At 41.0% G+C, this 19,918-nt stretch carries 20 protein-coding genes, 2 tRNA genes and 1 pseudogene; 20 read left to right on the top strand and 3 right to left on the bottom strand.

What is annotated here, in order from left to right:
* Positions 1-70: 70 nt before the first annotated feature.
* The 16 genes and pseudogenes from codY (at position 71) to ACXYSL_RS02245 (ending at position 13,284) form a co-directional block, all read left to right on the top strand.
* A complete protein-coding gene (gene codY / locus ACXYSL_RS02320; protein ID WP_000940727.1) occupies positions 71-859 on the top strand; it encodes a GTP-sensing pleiotropic transcriptional regulator CodY in 789 nt (262 codons plus the stop codon).
* Positions 859-1,434 carry a cysteine hydrolase family protein gene (locus ACXYSL_RS02315; RefSeq protein WP_458623847.1) on the top strand — a complete coding sequence of 192 codons (576 nt, stop codon included), beginning with the start codon at positions 859-861 and terminating at the stop codon, positions 1,432-1,434. The genes codY and ACXYSL_RS02315 overlap by 1 nt, the downstream gene beginning before the upstream one ends.
* Positions 1,435-1,514: 80 nt before the next feature.
* Positions 1,515-1,600, top strand: a tRNA-Leu gene (locus ACXYSL_RS02310).
* Positions 1,601-1,993: 393 nt separating this feature from the next.
* Positions 1,994-3,271, top strand: coding sequence for an ABC transporter permease (locus ACXYSL_RS02305; protein ID WP_458623846.1), 1,278 nt, complete (start codon positions 1,994-1,996; stop codon positions 3,269-3,271).
* A 12-nt stretch (positions 3,272-3,283) separates the two neighbouring features.
* Positions 3,284-3,931, top strand: coding sequence for an ABC transporter ATP-binding subunit Vex2 (gene vex2, locus ACXYSL_RS02300; protein WP_458623845.1), 648 nt, complete (start codon positions 3,284-3,286; stop codon positions 3,929-3,931).
* 50 nt (positions 3,932-3,981) lie between these two features.
* The gene (gene vex3, locus ACXYSL_RS02295; protein ID WP_458623844.1) at positions 3,982-5,361 is read left to right on the top strand and encodes an ABC transporter permease subunit Vex3; all 1,380 of its coding nucleotides are present in this window, start codon (positions 3,982-3,984) and stop codon (positions 5,359-5,361) included.
* Positions 5,362-5,502: 141 nt separating this feature from the next.
* Complete coding sequence (vncR, locus tag ACXYSL_RS02290; RefSeq protein WP_458623843.1) at positions 5,503-6,159, top strand: response regulator transcription factor VncR; 657 nt, start codon at positions 5,503-5,505, stop codon at positions 6,157-6,159.
* The gene (gene vncS, locus ACXYSL_RS02285; protein ID WP_458623842.1) at positions 6,156-7,484 is read left to right on the top strand and encodes a sensor histidine kinase VncS; all 1,329 of its coding nucleotides are present in this window, start codon (positions 6,156-6,158) and stop codon (positions 7,482-7,484) included. Before vncR ends, vncS begins: the two co-directional genes overlap by 4 nt.
* Positions 7,485-7,621: 137 nt before the next feature.
* The gene (locus ACXYSL_RS02280; protein WP_001019007.1) at positions 7,622-8,503 is read left to right on the top strand and encodes a class II fructose-bisphosphate aldolase; all 882 of its coding nucleotides are present in this window, start codon (positions 7,622-7,624) and stop codon (positions 8,501-8,503) included.
* A 284-nt stretch (positions 8,504-8,787) separates the two neighbouring features.
* A complete protein-coding gene (locus ACXYSL_RS02275) occupies positions 8,788-9,780 on the top strand; it encodes an ABC transporter ATP-binding protein (protein WP_007520420.1) in 993 nt (330 codons plus the stop codon).
* A gap of 1 nt (position 9,781) precedes the next feature.
* A complete protein-coding gene (locus ACXYSL_RS02270; protein WP_458623841.1) occupies positions 9,782-10,600 on the top strand; it encodes an ABC transporter permease in 819 nt (272 codons plus the stop codon).
* Between the two features lies 1 nt (position 10,601).
* On the top strand, positions 10,602-11,387 hold the full coding sequence (locus ACXYSL_RS02265; RefSeq protein ID WP_458623840.1) for an ABC transporter permease: 786 nt from the start codon (positions 10,602-10,604) through the stop codon (positions 11,385-11,387).
* Positions 11,383-11,454, top strand: a pseudogene (locus ACXYSL_RS02260) (GNAT family N-acetyltransferase); the annotation flags it as partial. The gene ACXYSL_RS02265 and the pseudogene ACXYSL_RS02260, both read left to right, overlap by 5 nt.
* 49 nt (positions 11,455-11,503) lie before the next feature.
* A tRNA-Thr gene (locus tag ACXYSL_RS02255) sits at positions 11,504-11,576 on the top strand.
* Positions 11,577-11,870: 294 nt separating this feature from the next.
* The gene (locus tag ACXYSL_RS02250; protein ID WP_049536916.1) at positions 11,871-12,740 is read left to right on the top strand and encodes a DUF6287 domain-containing protein; all 870 of its coding nucleotides are present in this window, start codon (positions 11,871-11,873) and stop codon (positions 12,738-12,740) included.
* 226 nt (positions 12,741-12,966) lie between these two features.
* The gene (locus ACXYSL_RS02245) at positions 12,967-13,284 is read left to right on the top strand and encodes a hypothetical protein (RefSeq protein ID WP_458623839.1); all 318 of its coding nucleotides are present in this window, start codon (positions 12,967-12,969) and stop codon (positions 13,282-13,284) included.
* Between the two features lie 29 nt (positions 13,285-13,313).
* Here ACXYSL_RS02245 and ACXYSL_RS02240 read toward each other — a convergent pair whose 3' ends face one another.
* Complete coding sequence (locus ACXYSL_RS02240) at positions 13,314-15,113, bottom strand: N-acetylmuramoyl-L-alanine amidase (RefSeq protein ID WP_336315105.1); 1,800 nt, start codon at positions 15,111-15,113, stop codon at positions 13,314-13,316.
* A 57-nt stretch (positions 15,114-15,170) separates the two neighbouring features.
* The gene (locus ACXYSL_RS02235) at positions 15,171-16,079 is read right to left on the bottom strand and encodes a LysR family transcriptional regulator (RefSeq protein ID WP_049536913.1); all 909 of its coding nucleotides are present in this window, start codon (positions 16,077-16,079) and stop codon (positions 15,171-15,173) included.
* A gap of 41 nt (positions 16,080-16,120) precedes the next feature.
* Between ACXYSL_RS02235 and ACXYSL_RS02230 the strand changes: the two genes are divergently transcribed.
* From ACXYSL_RS02230 to ACXYSL_RS02220, 3 genes are all read left to right on the top strand, one after another.
* Positions 16,121-16,414 carry a YqgQ family protein gene (locus ACXYSL_RS02230; protein ID WP_049536911.1) on the top strand — a complete coding sequence of 98 codons (294 nt, stop codon included), beginning with the start codon at positions 16,121-16,123 and terminating at the stop codon, positions 16,412-16,414.
* Positions 16,411-16,791 (top strand): rhodanese-like domain-containing protein, encoded by a 381-nt coding sequence (locus tag ACXYSL_RS02225; RefSeq protein WP_049536909.1) that lies wholly within the window; start codon positions 16,411-16,413, stop codon positions 16,789-16,791. Before ACXYSL_RS02230 ends, ACXYSL_RS02225 begins: the two co-directional genes overlap by 4 nt.
* Before the next feature lie 86 nt (positions 16,792-16,877).
* Positions 16,878-17,138 (top strand): DUF4190 domain-containing protein, encoded by a 261-nt coding sequence (locus ACXYSL_RS02220; RefSeq protein WP_458623838.1) that lies wholly within the window; start codon positions 16,878-16,880, stop codon positions 17,136-17,138.
* 40 nt (positions 17,139-17,178) lie between these two features.
* Here the strand turns inward: ACXYSL_RS02220 and ACXYSL_RS02215 are convergent, their stop codons facing one another.
* On the bottom strand, positions 17,179-17,904 hold the full coding sequence (locus tag ACXYSL_RS02215; protein ID WP_458623837.1) for a 16S rRNA pseudouridine(516) synthase: 726 nt from the start codon (positions 17,902-17,904) through the stop codon (positions 17,179-17,181).
* Positions 17,905-18,062: 158 nt separating this feature from the next.
* Between ACXYSL_RS02215 and typA the strand changes: the two genes are divergently transcribed.
* Positions 18,063-19,904, top strand: coding sequence for a translational GTPase TypA (gene typA / locus ACXYSL_RS02210; RefSeq protein ID WP_000164116.1), 1,842 nt, complete (start codon positions 18,063-18,065; stop codon positions 19,902-19,904).
* Positions 19,905-19,918: the final 14 nt, after the last annotated feature.

The raw sequence follows: 19,918 nt of genomic DNA, 5'->3' as shown, positions 1-19,918 counted from the left end.
ATTTTCAGATAATAATTGAAAATTCACGCTCTTTATGTTATAATGGTAGCGATTAAATGCGAGGTAAAAAATGGCACACTTATTAGAAAAAACAAGAAAAATTACTTCTATTTTGAAACGCTCAGAGGAGCAACTTCAAGATGAACTTCCTTACAATGCGATTACACGCCAGTTGGCAGATATTATTGATTGTAACGCTTGTATTGTGAATAGCAAGGGACGCCTTTTAGGCTACTTCATGCGTTATAAAACGAATACAGATCGTGTAGAGCAGTTTTTTCAAACAAAGATTTTTCCAGATGATTATATTCAAGGTGCAAACATGATCTATGATACGGAAGCCAACCTTCCTGTTGAACATGATTTGACCATTTTCCCTGTAGAGAGCCGTGCGGATTTTCCAGATGGTTTGACGACCATTGCTCCGATTCATGTGTCAGGGATTCGCCTAGGTTCGTTGATCATTTGGCGCAATGATAAGAAATTTGAAGATGAAGATTTGATTCTTGTCGAGATTGCGAGCACGGTGGTAGGGATTCAACTGTTGAACTTCCAACGTGAAGAGGATGAGAAAAATATTCGCCGTCGTACTGCTGTTACCATGGCGGTTAATACCCTTTCCTATTCAGAACTTCGTGCCGTATCAGCCATTTTAGCTGAATTGGATGGAAATGAAGGGCAGCTGACTGCATCAGTTATTGCAGATCGTATTGGCATTACGCGCTCAGTGATTGTCAATGCGCTTCGTAAATTGGAGTCGGCTGGAATTATTGAGAGCCGTTCACTCGGAATGAAGGGGACTTATCTCAAAGTTCTAATTGGTGATATTTTTGAGGAAGTGAAAAAGAGGGACTACTAATGGCAAAGGCTTTAATCTCGATCGACTATACAGAGGATTTCGTAGCAGACCACGGAAAGCTAACTGCTGGAGCACCAGCTCAAGCTATATCAGATGCCATCAATCAAGTAACCAGACTGGCTTTTGATCGAGGAGACTATGTCTTCTTCACTATTGATGCTCATGAGGAGAAGGATACCTTCCACCCGGAAAGCAAGCTCTTTCCACCGCACAACATCATTGGGACTAGTGGCCGTAACCTCTATGGCCCCCTAGCTGATTTCTATGCGGAAAATAAGGACGATAGTCGCGTCTTTTGGATGGACAAGCGTCACTATTCAGCATTTTCAGGAACGGACCTCGATATTCGCCTGAGAGAACGTCGGGTTACTACAGTTATCTTGACGGGGGTTCTGACCGATATTTGTGTCCTTCATACGGCTATTGATGCTTATAATTTAGGTTATGACATTGAAGTTGTCAAACCTGCGGTTGCCTCTATCTGGCCAGAACATCATCAGTTTGCTCTTGGACATTTTAAAAACACTCTGGGAGCTAAATTGCTAGATGAAAATCTGTCTGAAATTAAAGAATGATTCCCTTGGAAAAATGAAAAAAATCTGAAAAAAGTGTTGACAAAGATTTTGAAAGTTGATATACTAGTAAAGTAATCGACGCGGGGATGGCGGAATTGGCAGACGCGCAGGACTAAGGATCCTGTGACCGCTTTAGGTCGTGAGGGTTCAAGTCCCTCTCTCCGCATAAGGTAAGAGTTAGCTTTGGCTAGCTCTTTTTGTTATTCCAAAGAAGATTAGGGGCTGATTTTGAAAGTCGAAAGATCGGTATCAAAAGCTGTTATTTTATCAGAATAGTTGAATCGAGTTTCTCCATTTTCCTTATCAAGAATTTCCTCAAACACAAGTCAGGAAATTAAAAGCTGAAGAAATTAAGCAATACTTAGCTGAAAGATGATACCCATCATTTATAGAATGGTGTGGATTTTAGATTAGTAAATTGTTTGTTTATATAGGAAGAAAAGTTAGCGTTTGCTAGCTTTTTGTTTTTTAAAAAAAAAATAAATCAAAAAGTTTTTTCGATTTCATAAACATTTCATATTTGGATTTTATAATAGTCTTACAAATATGGAGGTGACAAATGAATCCAATCCAAAGAGCTTGGGCTTATGTCAGCAGAAAACGACTGAGAAGTTTTATTTTATTTCTGATTTTATTTGTTCTTTTAGCAGGAATTTCAGCCTGTTTGACGCTGATGAAGTCCAACAAAACAGTAGAAACCAATCTTTACAAATCACTCAATACATCTTTTTCTATTAAGAAGATAGAAAATGGACAGACCTTCAAGTTATCGGACTTATCATCCGTGAGCAAGATTAAGGGACTGGAGACTGTCTCTCCTGAACTCGAGACAGTCGCAAAATTAAAAGACAAGGAAGCGGTGAGTGGTGAGCAGAGCGTTGAACGTGATGATTTGTCCGCTGCGGACAAGAACTTGGTTAGCTTAACGGCTCTTGAGGATTCATCCAAGGATGTTACCTTTACCAGTTCGGCTTTCAATCTGAAAGAAGGACGACACCTTCAAAAAGGGGATTCAAAGAAAATCCTCATCCACGAAGAGTTGGCTAAGAAGAACGGCCTTTCGCTTCATGACAAGATTCGCTTAGATGCTGGACAGTCAGAATCTGGCAAAGGACAAACAGTTGAGTTTGAAATTGTCGGCATCTTTTCTGGTAAAAAACAAGAGAAATTTACAGGCTTATCTTCTGACTTCAGTGAAAACCAGGTCTTTACAGACTATGAAAGTAGCCAAACCCTTTTGGGGAATAGTGAACCTCAAGTTAGTGCAGCGCGCTTCTATGTAGAAAATCCTAAGGAAATGGACGGTCTCATGAAGCAGGTGGAAAACTTGGCCTTGGAAAATAACGGCTACCAAGTAGAGAAGGAAAACAAGGCCTTTGAAAAAATCAAGGACTCAGTAGCAACCTTCCAAACCTTCCTCACTATCTTCCTTTATGGGATGTTGATAGCAGGAGCTGGAGCCTTAATTTTGGTCTTATCTCTCTGGTTGAGAGAAAGGGTCTACGAAGTGGGGATTTTACTGGCACTTGGAAAAGGCAAGAGCTCAATCTTCCTACAGTTCTGTTTAGAGGTGGTGTTGGTATCTCTTGGAGCTTTGCTTCCATCCTTTATCGCTGGAAAGGCCATCACATCCTATCTACTCCAAACTGTACTAGCCAGTGGAGATCAAGCAACCTTACAAGACACACTAGCTAAAGCAAGCAGTCTATCAACCAGTCTCCTATCCTTTGCAGAATCCTATGTCTTTCTGCTACTGATTGGTTGCTTGTCTGTAGCCCTTTGTTTCCTATTCTTATTTAGAAAATCGCCGAAAGAAATTTTATCATCTATTAGTTAAGAAGGAGAAATCATGACTTTATTACAATTGCAAGATGTTACCTACCGTTATAAGAACACTGCTGAAGCAGTTTTATATCAGATCAAGTATAATTTTGAACCCGGAAAATTTTATAGTATCATTGGTGAGTCAGGAGCAGGGAAATCCACTCTCTTGTCCCTACTGGCTGGTCTAGATAGCCCTGTTGAAGGTTCTATCCTTTTCCAAGGAGAGGACATTCGGAATAAGGGATATTCTTACCATCGCATGCACCATATTTCCCTGGTCTTTCAAAATTATAACTTGATAGATTATTTTTCTCCGCTGGAAAATATCCGCTTGGTCAACAAAAAGGCCAGCAAGGATACACTTCTTGAGCTTGGTTTGGATGAAAGTCAGATCAAGCGGAATGTTCTCCAGTTATCAGGTGGTCAACAGCAACGTGTTGCCATCGCTCGTAGTCTGGTATCAGAAGCTCCAGTTATTCTTGCTGATGAGCCAACAGGAAATCTGGACCCTAAAACTGCCGGAGATATTATCGAACTGCTCAAGTCACTTGCTGAGAAAACAGGTAAATGTGTAATCGTTGTCACCCACAGTAAAGAAGTGGCACAAGCGTCAGATATTACACTTGAATTGAAGGACAAGAAACTGACTGAAACTCGCAATACAACAAAATAAGATGAGCTTGTTTTGATAGAATTATTAAATCAAATCTAGAAAGGGAACCTATGTTACACAACGCATTTGCCTATGTTACAAGGAAGTTTTTCAAATCGATTGTTATCTTCCTGATTATTCTCCTCATGGCGAGCTTGAGTTTGGTCGGCTTGTCGATCAAGGGAGCTACTGCCAAGGCTTCTCAGGAGACCTTTAAAAATATCACCAATAGCTTCTCCATGCAAATCAATCGTCGCGTCAATCAAGGAACGCCACGTGGTGCTGGGAATATCAAGGGTGAGGATATCAAAAAAATCACTGAAAATAAGGCCATCGAGTCTTATGTTAAACGCATCAATGCTATCGGAGATTTGACTGGATATGACCTCATCGAAACGCCAGAAACTAAGAAAAATCTCACTGCTGACCGTGCCAAGCGTTTTGGAAGCAGTTTGATGATTACAGGTGTCAATGACTCCTCAAAAGAAGACAAGTTTGTCTCTGGTTCTTATAAACTGGTCGAAGGAGAGCACTTAACCAACGACGACAAGGACAAGATCCTCATGCACAAGGACTTGGCAGCCAAACACGGCTGGAAAGTAGGGGACAAGGTTAAACTGGACTCCAATGTCTACGACGCAGACAATGAAAAAGGTGCCAAGGAAACAGTCGAAGTGACAATTAAGGGACTCTTTGATGGTCACAATAAGTCAGCAGTAACCTACTCACAAGAACTCTATGAAAATACAGCTATCACAGACATTCACACTGCTGCAAAACTTTATGGATACACAGAAGATACAGCTATTTATGGGGACGCAACCTTCTTTGTAACAGCAGACAAGAACTTGGATGACGTCATGAAAGAGTTGAATGGCATCAGTGGTATCAACTGGAAGAGCTACACACTTGTGAAGAGCTCCTCTAACTACCCAGCTCTAGAGCAATCCATCTCTGGTATGTACAAGATGGCCAATCTCCTCTTCTGGGGTAGCTTGAGCTTCTCAGTCCTTCTCCTTGCACTCTTGCTTAGTCTTTGGATCAACGCCCGTCGCAAGGAAGTGGGAATTCTCCTCTCTATCGGTCTCAAGCAGGCAAGTATCTTGGGGCAATTCATCACCGAATCTATCCTGATTGCCATCCCTGCTCTCGTTTCTGCTTACTTCCTAGCCAACTATACAGCTCGTGCAATCGGAAACACCGTCCTTGCCAATGTTACTTCAGGTATTGCCAAGCAAGCCAGCAAGGCTGCTCAAGCCTCTAACCTTGGTGGAGGTGCTGAAGTAGATGGCTTTAGCAAGACCTTGTCGAGCCTAGACATTTCCATTCAGACATCAGACTTTATCATCGTCTTTGTCCTTGCTTTAGTTCTAGTCGTTCTTGTTATGACACTTGCTTCAAGCAATCTCCTTAGAAAACAACCAAAAGAACTCTTGCTCGATAGCGAATAAAAAACTTGCTACCTATTCTCCCCTAAATGGGGTATAATATAGGTAGCATTTTTATCTATTTTGCCTTGATAGGAAGAGGTCTTATCAAGGTAAAATAGAAAGATTAACAAGAAATTTAAAGGAATGTGAAACGTTTTTTCTATGAAAATTTTAATTGTAGAAGATGAGGAGATGATCCGTGAGGGGATCAGTGACTATTTGACGGATTGTGGTTATGAAACCATTGAAGCAGCAGATGGTCAGGAAGCTCTGGAAAAATTTTCCAGCTATGAGGTTGCTCTAGTACTGCTGGATATCCAGATGCCCAAGCTTAATGGCCTCGAAGTCCTAGCTGAGATTCGTAAAAGCAGTCAGGTTCCTGTCTTGATGCTAACCGCTTTTCAGGATGAAGAATACAAGATGAGTGCCTTTGCTTCGCTAGCAGATGGCTATCTGGAAAAACCCTTTTCCCTCTCCCTTTTAAAAGTGAGGGTAGACGCGATTTTCAAGCGCTACTATGATACGGGACGAACCTTTTCCTATAAGGATACCAAGGTGGATTTTGAGAGCTACAGTGCAAGCCTAGCAGGTCAAGAAGTGGCTATCAATGCCAAAGAGTTGGAAATTCTGGACTATCTGGTGAAAAATGAAGGACGGGCCTTGACTCGTTCTCAGATAATTGATGCCGTCTGGAAGGTGACAGATGAGGTTCCCTTTGACCGTGTTATTGATGTCTATATCAAAGAACTGCGGAAAAAGCTAGACTTGGATTGTATCCTCACTGTACGCAATGTTGGTTATAAATTGGAGCGAAAATGAAACGAACAGGTCTATTTACTAAAATATTTATCTATACCTTCTCGATTTTTAGTGTTCTGGTTATTTGTCTTCATTTAGCCATTTATTTTCTCTTTCCATCAACTTATCTAAGTCATCGTCAGGAAACCATTGGCCAGAAAGCGACAGCCATTGCCCAGTCCCTTGACGGAAAGGATAGGCAGAGTATCGAGCAAGTGTTAGACTTGTATTCCCAGACAAGTGATATCAAAGGGTCCGTTAAGGGTGAGATGACTGAGGACAAGTTAGAGGTTAAGGATAATTTTCCACTAGATACAGCTCGCCAGACAACTTCCCTCTTTATTGAAGAACGCGAGGTAAAAACGCAGGATGGTGGAACTATGACTCTTCAGTTTCTAGCTTCTATGGATTTGCAAAAAGAAGCAGAGCAGATTAGTCTTCAGTTTCTCCCCTATACCTTGTTGGCATCCTTTCTGATTTCCCTCTTGGTAGCCTATATCTATGCTAGGACCATTGTTGCCCCGATTTTGGAAATCAAGCGGGTGACCCGTCGGATGATGGAACTAGATGCTCAAGTGCGATTGCGCGTGGATTCTAAGGATGAGATTGGTGATCTCAAGGAACAAATCAATAGCCTTTACCAGCACCTTTTGACAGTTATTGCGGACTTGCATGAGAAAAATGAAGCTATTCTCCAACTTGAGAAGATGAAGGTCGAATTCCTACGAGGGGCCTCTCATGAATTGAAAACACCTCTGGCTAGTTTGAAGATCCTAATCGAAAATATGAAAGAAAATATCGGTCGTTACAAGGATAGGGACCTCTATCTGGGAGTAGCCTTGGGGATCGTGGACGACCTCAGTCACCACGTTCTCCAGATATTGTCTCTTTCTTCTGTGCAGGAATTGCGAGACGAGAAAGAAGAGATTGAGCTCCTTCAGATGACGCAAAGTCTGGTCAAGGATTATGTTTTGCTAGCCAAGGAGAGAGAAATTCAGGTAGACATTAGCCTGACCCATCAGCAGGCTTACATAAATCCATCTGTGATGAAACTGATATTATCGAATCTCATCAGCAATGCTATCAAGCACTCCACTTTAGGCGGCCTGGTCCGTATCGGCGAGAGAGAAGGGGAACTCTTTATTGAGAATAGCTGTAGTCCTGAAGAACAAGAAAAATTGGCCCAATCTTTTTCTGGCAATGCTAGTCGCAAGGCAAAGGGGTCAGGAATGGGACTCTTTGTGGTCAAAAGTTTATTAGAACATGAGAAATTGCCTTATCGTTTTGAAAGGCAGGATGATCGCTTGACTTTCTTCATACGTTATCCCAAAGTCGCTCAGGACTAAGGAGAAGAAAGGGTACATTGATTGGGCTAGAAGAAATTCAACTGAAACTATGGGAAAAACTAGCTTTTTTTGCTAAAAAGTGATAAAATGAACAATGTAAATGGGATATCCCAAAAAATATATAGGAGGCCTGACAAATGGCAATCGTTTCAGCAGAAAAATTTGTCCAAGCAGCTCGTGACAACGGTTATGCAGTTGGTGGATTTAACACAAACAACCTTGAGTGGACTCAAGCTATCTTGCGCGCAGCAGAAGCTAAAAAAGCTCCAGTTTTGATCCAAACTTCTATGGGTGCTGCGAAATACATGGGTGGTTACAAAGTATGTAAACTTCTCATCGAAAACCTTGTAGAATCAATGGGAATTACTGTACCAGTTGCTATTCACCTTGACCATGGTCATTATGAAGATGCACTTGAATGTATCCGAGTTGGTTATACTTCAGTTATGTTTGACGGTTCACACCTTCCAGTTGAAGAAAACCTTGAAAAAGCTCGTAAAGTTGTAGAATTTGCTCATGCAAACGGCGTATCAGTAGAAGCTGAAGTTGGTACTATCGGTGGTGAAGAAGACGGAATCATTGGTGATGGCGAATTGGCTCCAATTGAAGATGCTAAAGCAATGGTTGCAACTGGCATTGACTTCTTGGCAGCTGGTATCGGTAACATCCACGGTCCTTACCCAGCAAACTGGAAAGGTCTTCACCTTGATCACTTGCAAAAATTGACAGAAGCAGTTCCAGGCTTCCCAATCGTGTTGCATGGTGGTTCAGGTATTCCTGATGACCAAATCCAAGCAGCTATCAAACTTGGTGTTGCGAAAGTTAACGTTAACACTGAATGCCAAATCGCATTTGCTAACGCAACTCGTAAATTTGTTGCTGAATACGAAGCAAACGAAGCAGAATACGATAAGAAGAAACTCTTTGACCCACGTAAATTCTTGAAACCAGGTTTCGAAGCAATTACAGAAGCTGTTGAAGAACGTATCGACGTATTCGGTTCAGAAGGTAAAGCATAATCTAGCTGAACAATACAGAAAGAACCTGCCCCTAAGGGCAGGTTTTTTGTGTTTTAAAGAAATTATCAAACAAGAATTTTTGATTCAAAAGTATTACATTAAGAGAGAAGTATCTAATTTCACAATCTACAGGCAAACGCTTGCATTCCGTTTTTTATTGAACTATAATAGGTTGGTATAAAGTCTTTTGTAATAATAAAATGTAGAAGATTTAGAAGGTAAGGATTTAGAATATTTGTAGTCAAAAATACGATGTTTCTATTCCTTACGATAGGGAGAGAAATATGGCAATGATAGAAGTGGAACATCTCCAGAAAAATTTTGTGAAGACTGTTAAAGAACCGGGATTGAAGGGGGCTTTGCGCTCCTTTATTCATCCTGAAAAGCAGACCTTTGAAGCGGTCAAGGATTTGACTTTCGAAGTACCAAAGGGCCAAATTTTAGGCTTTATTGGAGCTAATGGTGCTGGGAAGTCGACAACTATTAAGATGCTGACAGGGATTTTAAAACCGACATCTGGTTTTTGTCGGATTAACGGCAAGATTCCGCAAGATAATCGCCAAGATTATGTTAAGGATATCGGGGTTGTCTTTGGACAACGTACCCAGCTATGGTGGGATTTGGCTCTGCAAGAGACCTATACGGTCTTGAAAGAGATTTACGATGTGCCAGATTCGCTTTTTCAGAAGCGCATGGATTTTTTGAATGAAGTCTTGGACTTGAAGGAATTTATCAAGGACCCCGTGCGAACTCTTTCACTGGGACAACGGATGCGGGCGGACATTGCGGCTTCCTTGCTTCACAATCCCAAGGTTCTCTTTTTAGATGAGCCGACTATTGGTCTGGATGTTTCTGTCAAGGATAACATTCGTCGAGCCATTACCCAGATTAATCAGGAGGAAGAAACAACCATCCTCTTGACCACTCATGACTTGAGTGATATTGAGCAACTTTGTGATCGGATTTTCATGATTGACAAGGGGCAGGAGATTTTTGATGGAACGGTGAGTCAACTCAAGGAAACCTTTGGCAAGATGAAGACTCTTTCCTTTGAATTGGTGCCAGGGCAAAGTCATCTCCTTTCTCACTATGAAGGCTTTCCTGATATGACTATTGATAGACAAGGGAATAGCCTTAATATTGAATTTGATAGTTCCTGCTACCAGTCAGCTGATATTATCAAGCAAACCCTGTCTGATTTTGAAATCCGCGATTTGAAGATGGTGGATACGGATATCGAGGATATTATCCGTCGCTTCTACCGAAAGGAGCTCTAAGATGCTCAAATTGTGGAGACGTTATAAACCCTTTATCAATGCGGGGGTTCAGGAGTTGATTACCTATCGAGTCAACTGTATTCTCTATCGGATTGGCGATGTCATGGGGGCTTTTGTAGCTTTTTATCTCTGGAAGGCTGTCTTTGATTCTTCGCAGGAGTCTTTGATTCAAGGCTTTAGTATGGCAGATATCACCCTCTACATCATTATGAGTTTTGTGACCAATCTTCTGACCAGGTCAGATTCGTCCTTTATGATTGGGGAGGAGGTCAAGGATGGTTCCATTATCATGCGCTTGTTGAGACCAGTGCATTTTGCGGCCTCTTACCTCTTTACGGAGCTTGGTTCTAAGTGGTTGATTTTTGTCAGTGTTGGACTTCCTTTATTGAGTGTGATTGTCTTGATGAAAATCTTATCTGGGCAAGGGATGGTAGAAGTGCTGGGATTAACTGTCCTTTATCTTTTTAGCTTAACTCTGGCTTATCTGATTAACTTTTTCTTTAATATCTGCTTTGGGTTTTCAGCTTTTGTTTTTAAAAATTTATGGGGCTCTAATCTGCTTAAGAATTCTCTGATTGACTTTATGTCTGGGAGTTTGATTCCTTTAGCTTTCTTTCCAAAGATCGTTTCAGATATTCTGTCCTTCTTGCCGTTTTCATCCTTGATTTATACTCCAGTCATGATTATTGTTGGCAAATACGATGCCAGTCAGATTCTTCAGGCGCTTTTGCTACAGTTCTTCTGGCTCTTGGTGATGCTTGGCTTATCTCAGTTGATCTGGAAACGAGTCCAGTCATTCATCACTATTCAGGGAGGTTAGTATGAAAAAATATCAACGCATGCATCTGATTTTTATCAGACAATACATCAAACAAATCATGGAATACAAGGTGGATTTTGTGGTTGGTGTCTTGGGAGTCTTTCTGACTCAAGGCTTGAGTCTCTTGTTTCTCAATGTACTCTTTCAACACATCCCATCGCTAGAAGGCTGGTCCTTTCAAGAGATTGCCTTTATCTACGGTTTTTCCTTAATTCCCAAGGGATTGGACCATCTCTTTTTTGACAATCTCTGGGCACTAGGGCAACGCCTAGTCCGAAAAGGGGAGTTTGACAAATACCTGACTCGTCCTATCAATCCTCTCTTTCACATCCTCGTCGAGACCTTTCAGATTGATGCCTTGGGCGAACTATTGGTCGGTGGAATCTTGCTAGCGACTACGGTATCTAGCATTGCTTGGACTCTTCCCAAATTCCTGCTTTTCCTAGTTTGTATTCCTTTTGCGACATTGATTTATACTTCCTTGAAAATCGCGACTGCCAGTATCGCTTTTTGGACCAAGCAGTCAGGCGCCATGATTTACATTTTCTATATGTTTAATGATTTTGCTAAGTATCCGATTTCTATTTACAATTCGCTTCTTCGTTGGTTGATTAGCTTTATCATCCCCTTTGCCTTTACAGCCTACTATCCTGCCAGCTATTTCTTGCAGGATAAGGATGTCTTCTTTAATATCGGTGGTTTGATTCTGATTTCCCTTGTCTTCTTTATCATTTCCTTGAAACTATGGGACAGGGGTTTGGACGCCTATGAAAGTGCGGGTTCGTAAGTTAGAAATCTTTCCTGAACTTTGGGATAAAAGCAATCCTTGCTTGATTTGGGTTAAGAAATTGTGAAATTTTCTCTTGACAATCGTTCTCAGAGTGCTATACTATGAAGGTAGTTGCCGATTTAGCTCAGTTGGTAGAGCAACGCACTCGTAACGCGTAGGTCACAGGTTCAAGCCCTGCAATCGGCAGAATCAAGAAGTCCAAACGGGCTTCTTTTTTTGTAAATATAGGAAAGGTGGAACGTTTGAGATAGGTTCTATTTAACGTCTGAAACTCCTGCTTATAAATAAAAACTAAAATTTATATTTTGTGGTATAATATATTTTAATAAGCACTTGTTTTCGTTCCGTTTTAGAGGACTATAGGCTGTTAATCATTCTAGAATTTTTTGCATAGGTTTTCTAAAAATTATAAAAATCCGTGGATAATAACGAATGAAGTCTCGCAAGCTTGGCTGAATATAAATCAAAAAGGAGAAAATTATGAATAAGAAAGAACGAGAAAAACAATTTGAAGAGGTCAATGGACGTAAGCGGTCTGAATCAAAGTCGGCTCCGAATAAAAATATAAAAATCTATATTGGCCTAGCACTCGCTGCTTCAGTCACTCTCATCTTGGTAAGTATTTTCTCGCATTCTTTGATTGGAAAGAAAGAGTCAAATCAAGCATCGTCTGCCGTTTCAACTACAGAGTCAACAAGTCAATCGTCTACAAGCCAAGGGAAAACAGATGAGACTGATAAGGATAAACAAGAGGAAATCCAAAAACTCAAGGATCAACTGACTGCTTTAGATACCAAAATTACGGAAGCAGAAGCACTTGTTAGCAAGCTAAAGAATGAAGCTGCCGTTCCAAAACTAGATATTGAAGCAATCAAGAACAATGATTTGTCTAGTTTAGAAGGCACTTGGCGTAGTCAATCTGGTAATGAATACATTATTAATGATTCTGGAGAAGTAGATGCGACTTGGTTTACAAATGATCAAAAGTACGAATCTGTAGTTGGATTAAAGGTATCAAAAGGTCAAGATAGTCGTAATCCTGAGACAGCTTCTATCAGTGCGTGGGTAAAAGATTCTGTTGCTGGAGGATTTGTAGTAGTGGCTGTGCCAAGTGGAGTTGTTATGCAACCTGCTGATGATGGAAAGATTACGGATAAAAGCAATCATGCTGAAGAAAGACTACTTTCTGGGCAAGAGTATGGATCGATGTTAATGAAACCAGAAGATGTTTACTATCGTGTGAAACCAGATACCAGTAAACTTGAGGAAGCAGAAAAGAACTTAGCCCAACTACAAGCAGATCGAGAAGCAATCAAATCTTCTCTAGAGTCAAAGGAAAAGAAAAACTAGATGGTATTTGTTCAAAAATACTGTTACAATCGGCAGAATCAAGAAGCACATTAGGGCTTCTTTTTCTTTTATCACTACTATTCAACCACTTAGACAGAGATATTGACCAGATAGGCAAAAGGGCTTGTTCTTGAAAAAATCCTCTGCTATAATGATTCATGTAAGGGACGTAAGGGGTCAGTATCAGACAACTCAAGTCAATAAAAAAAGAAAATGGAGACAAAAAATGAAAAAATTATTGGGACTTGTATTCTTAGTAGCTGCAGCGGTTGTATTGTATTTCGGTTATGTTGGATGGCCAAGTTTGGATGTCAACCTCTGGTCACTCATTCCGGTAGGATTGTTCCTCTATTTTACGCTAGAAAACTTTTTGAAAAAAGACTACAAGTCTAGTCTGATGTGCTTGATCATTGCCTTTGTCATTGTAAATGCTATTTTTGATCTCTTACCAATTTCAAGTGGTTTGGTAATTGCTGCCGGTGTGCTAGCATGTGTAGGACTTGGCTACCTCTTTCCTGATAAGGATAAACAAGAAGACAAATAAAAAGTCTCGAGATTTCTCGAGACTTTTTATTATTTACCAGCGTAATATTTTTGGATCCCTTTCACAATACCTGCGACCAGTTTATCTTGGTAGTGGCTATCTCTGATTTGTTGGTTTTCGGTGAAATTATCCATATAACCAAGCTCTAGGAGGACAGCTGGTTTGGCTGTTTCGCGTAGGACAGCAAAGCTGCTCTCCAACAGACCAGCATCCTTAGCTCCTGTTTCTGCTAGAAGAGAGGAGTGGATGGCAGCGGCGAGGCGTTTGCTTTCACTCATACGATCAGGGTGATTGTGCCAGTATTGATTAATCTTACTTGGATAATCAGGTTCATCTCTATAGGAGTAGGTTTGAATACCGCTCGCTTTTGAGTAGGTATTACCAGTAGCGTTGAAGTGAATACTGATAAAAATATCAGAGTTGGTCTTATTAACCATACGAGAACGTTCGGTAACAAAATCAACGTCAATATCACTATCACGAGAGGTGAGGACCTTGTAGCCCAGTTCTTCTAACTTAGCACGAAGTTTACGGTAAATCTGCATATTGAGATCTTTTTCAGCGACATTGTAGTAAAAAGCACCGGAATCTCGACCACCATGCCCAGGATCTAGGAAGATGGTATTGCTATATTGGCCTTTTGTAAATCCGCCTTCAGTTGAAACTTCAGAAATCCATTGGCCGTATTTTTGGAACAAGTGCTCCTTGCCGTCTATCTTGTAAGTTCCTGAAACATAATGTCCACTATCGTCCAGATAGTAACGAGCCTTGTAATAGTCGTCGTAAATCCACTCATTCTTGGCCATATAACCGCCAGACTTGAGGTAGTATGCCCCAATCCACTCTTGATTTGCATAACGGCCATCCGCTTTTAGATAGAACCAGCTATTGTAGGATTTATCAAAAATCCACTCTTTTTCCGCCATGGCCCCGCTGGCCTTGAGGTAGTAGCTTTCTTTCCATTTATTGGAAAGCATGACTCCATTTTGTTCAAAAGCATACCAAGAACCATTGATTTTCTCCCATTTGTCTTGGCTATATTTCCCATATTCATTAGCGTAATACCAATTTTCATTGATTTTCACCCAAGAGTTTTCTGCCATGGCCCCGCTACTGTCAAGCAGGTAGGCACCAATGGTTGTCTGGCTGAGCATCACGCCGTTTTTATCAAAGTAGTACCAAGAACCGTTGATTTTCTCCCACTTGTCTTGCGAGATTCTGCTAGATGGTGTGACATAGTACCAATTTTGGTCAACCTTCACCCAGCCATTGTTAGCCATAGCCCCACTTTTAGTAAGGAGATAACCATCAACGATTGTCTGACTGAGCATGACGCCATCTTTGTCGAAGTAGTACCAAACTCCTCCGATTTTTTCCCATTTTTGCTGGATGATTTTTCCAGACTCACTGGTGTAGTACCATTTCCCTTCAAGAGCCACCCAACTATTTTCTACCATGACCCCGTCTTTATTGAGAACATAGCCGTCAAAGATAGTATCGCTGAGTCGATTTCCCTCTTGGTCAAAATAGAACCACTTATCTTGAATTTTTTTCCATCTTAGGACAGGCTGATTATTTTCATAGAAACGCCACTGCTTGTTTTCTTCCTGCCATCCTTCTTTTTTAGGGGCTTCTTCTTTTGTCTTGTCTTTTGGAAGTGATGCAACCTCCTCTTCAGTTTTAGTTGAAAGATCTTTCTTATCTTCCTTAGAGTTGCTTTGTTCGGTGGTAGCAGGAGGATTAGCGTTGCTTTCCTCTGCGTAGATAGGTGCTTGGGTCAATCCTGCCATTGAAAGGACAACAGCACTTGCCAATATAAACTTTTTCAACGATATTCTCCAATCATTATTTTCTAAGAAATATTATAAAATATGTCTGATGGTTTATCAACTATCAAACTGAACTTCTTCTAGTAGATACTCGATAAAGCGTTCGCCCATCTTAGACAGGCTGGTTTTTTCATGCTGGATATAGACCAGCTCAATGGGATCGTTTATGTCCAGTGGAATGGAAACGATATTGTCTCCGTTGAGGTTGCTGTTTAAAATCCCTGTTGCAATCGTGTATCCGTCCAAACCAATCAAGAGATTAAAGAGAGTGGCACGGTCGCTGACCACGATAGATTTTTTGTGGTATTCCTGCGAGAGAATCTCTTCAGAGAAGTAGAAGGAGTTGTGCGTCCCTTGGTCATAGCTGAGGTAAGGGAAGTTCTCCAAGTCTTCTAGTTTAACCTTATCTTTCTTTGCTAGAGGGTTGGTCTTGCTGACAAAGATATGGGGCTGGGCTGTAAAGAGATGGTGGGCCAAGAGGTGGTTGTCATCCAGCATTTTTGTTAAAACATCACGGTTATAACTATTCAAAAAGAGGACACCGACTTCACTACGGAAGTTCTTGACATCGTCGATAATCTCCCAAGTCCGAGTTTCACGAAGGAAAAGTTCGTATTTTTCCATATCACTTTTCTTGAGCAGAGAGACAAAGGCATTGACTACAAAAGCATAGTGTTGAGAGGAAACGCTAAAGAGCTCGCGGTGGGCGACAGGGTTTTTATAGCGTTCCTCCAGAAGCTGGGTTTGCTCGACAACTTGACGGGCATAGGAAAGAAACTCCATCCCATCACGGGTCAAGGTAATGCCCTTGGGATTACGAATAAAAATTTCAATACCCATTTCATTTTCCAAGTCTCGAACGGCATTGGAGAGACTGGGTTGGGTGATAAAGAGTTGCTTGGCTGCTTCATTCATAGAGCCAGTTTCGACGATTTTGATAATATAGTGTAATTGTTGAATTCTCATGCTTTTATTGTACCACACTTGGTGAAGAATGAGCAAAGAAGATGAAGGGAAGAGAGGAAAGACCCAAACTGGTATTGAAAAAAAGTCTAAAATCTGTTAGAATGAAAGCTATGAAAACATTCTATGATGTGCAGCAATTTCTCAAACAATTTGGCATTATTGTCTATGTGGGGAAGCGCTTGTATGATATTGAACTGATGAAGCTCGAACTTTCTCGGATCTATGATGCAGGTCTGATGGACAAGCTAGACTATCTAGAGGCGGAAGCTGTTCTTCGTAGAGAGCACAAGATAGAATTAGACTACATAGAGAAAAATGGAGAGAAGAACTTATGACAATTTGGATTTTGTGGGGAATCGTACTAGCGATGGCAGCATGGATGGGCTATAACTACCTTCGTATTCGTCGTGCGGCTAAGATTGTAGACAATGCAGAGTTTGAAGCCTTGATTCGGAAAGGACAGTTGATCGATGTCCGTGAACCAGCAGAATTTCACAGAAAACACATTCTTGGTGCGCGCAATATTCCTTCAAATCAATTGAAGTCAAGCCTTGCAGCCCTTCGTAAGGATAAACCTGTCCTTCTCTACGAAAACCAACGTGGACAAGGAGTGACCAATGCAGCCCTCTATCTGAAAAAGCAAGGTTTTTCTGAGATTTATATCCTTTCTTATGGATTGGATTCTTGGAACGGGAAAGTCAAGACTAGCTAACATTCTGTAAAAATCTGTCGAATGATAGATAAAGCTAGCATTTTATGGTATCATCATTTATATTAATTTTAAGGAGGTTTTATAATATGAATTCACAACAAAAGAAAAAAGCCCCACTTGTTTTAGGTATCCTATCTATTGTGCTCGGTTTGCTATTTCCAATTGTAGGCCTGATTTTGGGTATCATAGGATTGGTCTTGGCTATTTCATATCAAAAAGAATCTCAATTAGCCTATAAAACAGAAAAAATTCTCAACATCGTAGGACTTGTGGTTTCTGTACTTAACTGGATTGTAACTGTCGCAGTATTTTTTAGAATTGTAGCTGTCGCAGTATTTTTTAGATAAGCAATAAACAAAAAAGCTTTAAATTTAAAGCTTTTTTATTTTATCGACTCATCTCTAAGTAGTTTTTTATGATTTCCAATTCCTCTGGATTCAAGGGACGGTATTGCCCTTCTGCTAGTTCTGGGTCTAAAGTAAAATCACCGAACTGAACTCGTTTGAGAGAGGTCACCTTGACACCGACTGAGAGGAACATTTTTTTTACCTGATGAAACTTCCCTTCAGAGATGGTGATGGAGGCATGGCTCTCTGATGGGTTGGAATCTAAAATCTCAAGTTTGGCAGGTTTGCAGACTGTTCCATCTAAAAAAACGATACCATCTTTGAACTTTTGAATATGGTTTGGTGTGAGCAGTCCATTAACCTTAACTTGGTAAGTTTTATCAACATGATATTGAGGATGGAGGAGTTGAAAGCCAAGAGGTCCATTGTCTGTCAAAAGGAGCAGTCCTGTCGTATCGCGGTCTAGCCTGCCTATCGCGTAGAGTTGGTCTGACTGGATATTTTTTGGGACTAGGTCCATGACGGTTGGGAGTTTCTTATCCTTACTAGCCGTAACGACACCATTTGGCTTATGAAGCATGAGGTAGTTGTGCTCATATACTTGGATTTGCCTTTCTTGAAAGACTAGTTTTTGCAATCCTGTATCGATATTTTGAGCTAGGGAGCGAGCTGGACAATCATCCACTAGGATTTCTTTTTTTAATAGAGCCTGTTTCATAGTCTTGCGACTGACCTTTTCTTGGGCTAATAATCTATCTAAACGCATACCAGCCTATCTTATCATAAGTCTCTGACTTTGAAAAGAGATGACATGGCCAGAAAAGTAGAGTGAAAACATTTACACTTAGCTAAACTGTGATTTTTGAATGAGACTGTGGTATAATTGTTCAGTTAGAAATAAAAATTTAAATATTAGAGGAAATCATGACAAAATTAAGAGAAGATATCCGTAACATTGCGATTATCGCCCACGTTGACCACGGTAAAACAACCCTCGTTGACGAATTATTGAAACAATCTGAAACTCTTGATGCACGTACAGAGTTAGCAGAGCGCGCTATGGACTCAAACGATATCGAAAAAGAGCGTGGAATTACCATCCTTGCTAAAAATACAGCTGTTGCTTACAACGGAACTCGTATCAATATCATGGACACACCAGGACACGCGGACTTCGGTGGAGAAGTTGAGCGTATTATGAAAATGGTTGACGGTGTTGTCTTGGTCGTAGATGCCTACGAAGGAACCATGCCACAGACTCGTTTCGTATTGAAAAAAGCCTTGGAACAAGACCTTGTCCCAATCGTGGTTGTCAACAAAATCGACAAACCATCAGCTCGTCCAGCAGAAGTAGTGGATGAAGTCTTGGAACTCTTCATCGAGCTTGGTGCAGATGATGACCAGCTTGATTTCCCGGTTGTTTATGCTTCAGCGATTAACGGAACATCTTCCTTGTCAGATGATCCGGCTGACCAAGAAAAAACAATGGCGCCAATCTTTGACACCATCATCGACCATATCCCAGCTCCAGTAGACAACTCAGATGAGCCTTTGCAGTTCCAAGTATCACTTTTGGACTACAATGACTTCGTAGGTCGTATCGGTATCGGTCGTGTTTTCCGTGGTAGTGTGAAAGTTGGAGACCAAGTTACTCTTTCTAAACTAGATGGCACAACGAAGAACTTCCGTGTAACAAAACTCTTCGGTTTCTTTGGTTTGGAACGTCGTGAAATCCAAGAAGCCAAAGCAGGTGACTTGATTGCCGTATCCGGTATGGAAGATATCTTTGTTGGTGAAACTATTACTCCGACAGACGCCATTGAACCTCTTCCAATCCTACACATCGATGAGCCAACCCTTCAAATGACCTTCTTGGTCAACAACTCACCATTTGCAGGTCGTGAAGGAAAATGGGTGACTTCTCGTAAGGTGGAAGAACGCTTGCAGGCAGAATTGCAAACAGACGTTTCCCTTCGTGTTGACCCAACGGATTCACCAGATAAATGGACTGTTTCAGGTCGTGGAGAATTGCACTTGTCAATCCTAATCGAAACCATGCGTCGTGAGGGCTATGAACTTCAAGTATCTCGTCCAGAAGTTATCGTAAAAGAGATTGATGGTGTTAAATGTGAGCCATTTGAACGTGTTCAAATCGATACTCCAGAAGAATACCAAGGATCTGTTATCCAAAGCCTTTCTGAACGTAAGGGTGAAATGTTGGATATGATCTCAACTGGTAATGGTCAAACTCGTTTGGTCTTCCTTGTTCCAGCGCGTGGTTTGATCGGATACTCAACTGAGTTCTTGTCAATGACTCGTGGTTACGGTATCATGAACCATACCTTTGACCAATACTTGCCATTGATTCCAGGAGAAATTGGTGGACGTCACCGTGGTGCCCTTGTTTCCATCGATGCTGGTAAGGCTACAACTTACTCAATCATGTCTATCGAAGAACGTGGTACCATCTTTGTTAACCCAGGTACTGAGGTTTACGAAGGAATGATCATTGGTGAAAACTCTCGTGAAAACGACTTGACAGTTAACATCACTAAGGCCAAACAAATGACCAACGTTCGTTCAGCTACTAAGGACCAAACAGCGGTTATCAAGACACCTCGTATCTTGACCCTTGAAGAGTCTCTTGAGTTCTTGAATGACGATGAGTACATGGAAGTAACGCCTGAGTCTATCCGTTTGCGTAAGCAAATCCTCAACAAGGCAGAGCGCGAGAAAGCCAACAAAAAGAAAAAATCAGCTGAATAAGAGCTAGAAAGAGA

The organism is Streptococcus sp. V913 (assembly GCF_054353455.1).
This window is presented reverse-complemented; position numbering and strand designations above follow the sequence as displayed.